General features: G+C 35.2%; 2 protein-coding genes. One reads left to right on the top strand and one right to left on the bottom strand.

What is annotated here, in order from left to right:
* Positions 1–94 precede the first annotated feature (94 nt).
* The gene (locus tag BGX12_RS15170; RefSeq protein ID WP_109736854.1) at positions 95–1,183 is read right to left on the bottom strand and encodes a hypothetical protein; all 1,089 of its coding nucleotides are present in this window, start codon (positions 1,181–1,183) and stop codon (positions 95–97) included.
* 26 nt (positions 1,184–1,209) lie between these two features.
* Between BGX12_RS15170 and BGX12_RS15165 the strand changes: the two genes are divergently transcribed.
* Positions 1,210–1,515 (top strand): hypothetical protein, encoded by a 306-nt coding sequence (locus BGX12_RS15165; protein ID WP_109736853.1) that lies wholly within the window; start codon positions 1,210–1,212, stop codon positions 1,513–1,515.
* The last annotated feature ends 257 nt before the right edge of the window (positions 1,516–1,772 follow it).

Genomic DNA, 1,772 nt, shown 5'->3' with positions numbered 1-1,772 from the left:
ATTAAATTTTAGAAAATAGCCCATTTTTTGTTTAATTTAGGCGAAAGTCAACAAAAAAGGGTGGCGAAGCCACCCACACATGTTGATGAAGAGCCTAAAGATGATACTCCCCCTTCTTTAAATTTCTTAAATATAATGCATCAAAATAATCCATAAACCGTCTAATATAAAAATCTTTGTTATGTGCATCAATAGGATTCCAACTATGCTTACAGCATTTATCCAAGGTTTCACGATATAATTTGTCATATGATAAAATTTTTCTGTCGCTGATTTCTTTATTCAGTTCCCACTTTATTGAGTCAAGTACAGATGCAAATCCAAAATGCATTACGTCTGTAACATCAAGTGCTCTTGAAAAAATCAATTCTAAGGTAGATTGTTGCTCGTCATTAAATTTTGAGATGATTGTAAAAACGCCAATCGTGTCAAAATTTGAACAAAGATCCTTTGAAAAAAAATTGCCGATAATCTCTTTTTTTAAACCTGAATTGTTCAGATTAAGGAAAGAATTTTCATTGTCAACCAATTGATAAATAAGCGCATTCAACAAACGAACATTTGTCAATCGCGCACATCCCTTTTCTTTATACGCATTTAATACGGATTGAATAAATAAGCTGTCATTTTCGACAATTTTTTTTACAACATTTCGTATAGACAATAGTGAAATGACATCCCATGCATATTTATTGTTTTCTTGTACAGAAAATTCAAAAAGGTCGTTCTCCTTGGGAGGTTCTTTTTGGGCATCTTCAACTAAGTCGTATATAGATTTTTCAATAGAGTTTATGTAAAGTAATGTTTCAACATTACGCCTAACACACGCCTGAATGAACCTTAAATATTCCTTTTTGTTTTCTTTGTATGTTATTTCGAACAAAATAAAATTACACAAGTGATAAATGAAATAAATGAGACATGCTAATGAAAGGGCGTTCCAAAAAATTGGATATCCAAAACAATAAAATGGGGCTCCAGAACAATAAGGAACTAGACTTGATATTGCCGCAAAAAATACAAATAAACTTATAGGAATAAAGAACTTTTTCCATCCTAAGCATTCTATTTTTATCCTATAGTACTGATTCATTAGATTTATCAGTGAAAAAATCAATGATGCTGCAATCAATGTACTAGAAACAGGAATTATGCTGTCTTTCAATGAAAAATCAAACGGCATTCCTCAACCTTTCCTAGTCCCCATTCTTGTTTCTTGCAAGGTCTAGTGGGACATTCCTAGACGGTGCTGCAAATTTTAACGGAAAAATAGAAAACATCAAAACCTACATTTCGAAGCTGATAAATCAAACTATATCTACAAAGGAAATTCAATTACCAATAATGTTGGATTCTCCAAGCGGAAAAGAAGTAGATAGAGACGATATTCAATTGATGATCAATGTTTTGAAACGAGATTTTTCAGACCATCAAATAATTGTTGCGTCTATTTATAACTATAGCGGTTTTGATAACGCAAATGTTATTGAAATAAAAAATAGACTTGTTGAATGATAATTCGCGTTAGGGATAGTGACCCCTTGGGGCGGAGACTTGCGAAGCAAGGCTTCGTTTTAGGAGGTTGGCGGCGAGCGAAGCGAAGGCGACCGCCCCTAAAATATAGCCCGACCCACGCCAGTGGGGAACGCCCAAAAGATTACTCCGCTGAACATCGCTCGCGCACTCAGCGACGAAGGCGTGAAGATTCTCGGTACCAGCATCGATTCCATCGATATCGCTGAAGACCGCGACCTGTTCCGCAAGATGATGGA

It is taken from the genome of Fibrobacter sp. UWR4 (assembly GCF_003149045.1).
Lineage (GTDB): Bacteria > Fibrobacterota > Fibrobacteria > Fibrobacterales > Fibrobacteraceae > Fibrobacter.
The sequence above is the reverse complement of the archived record's forward strand: the minus strand, read 5'-3'. Positions and strand labels throughout refer to the sequence as shown.

Excerpts from the sequence above, each read along its gene's own strand:
- BGX12_RS15170 (WP_109736854.1), bottom strand. The coding sequence starts at position 1,183 with ATGCCGTTTGATTTTTCATTGAAAGACAGCATAATTCCTGTTTCTAGT.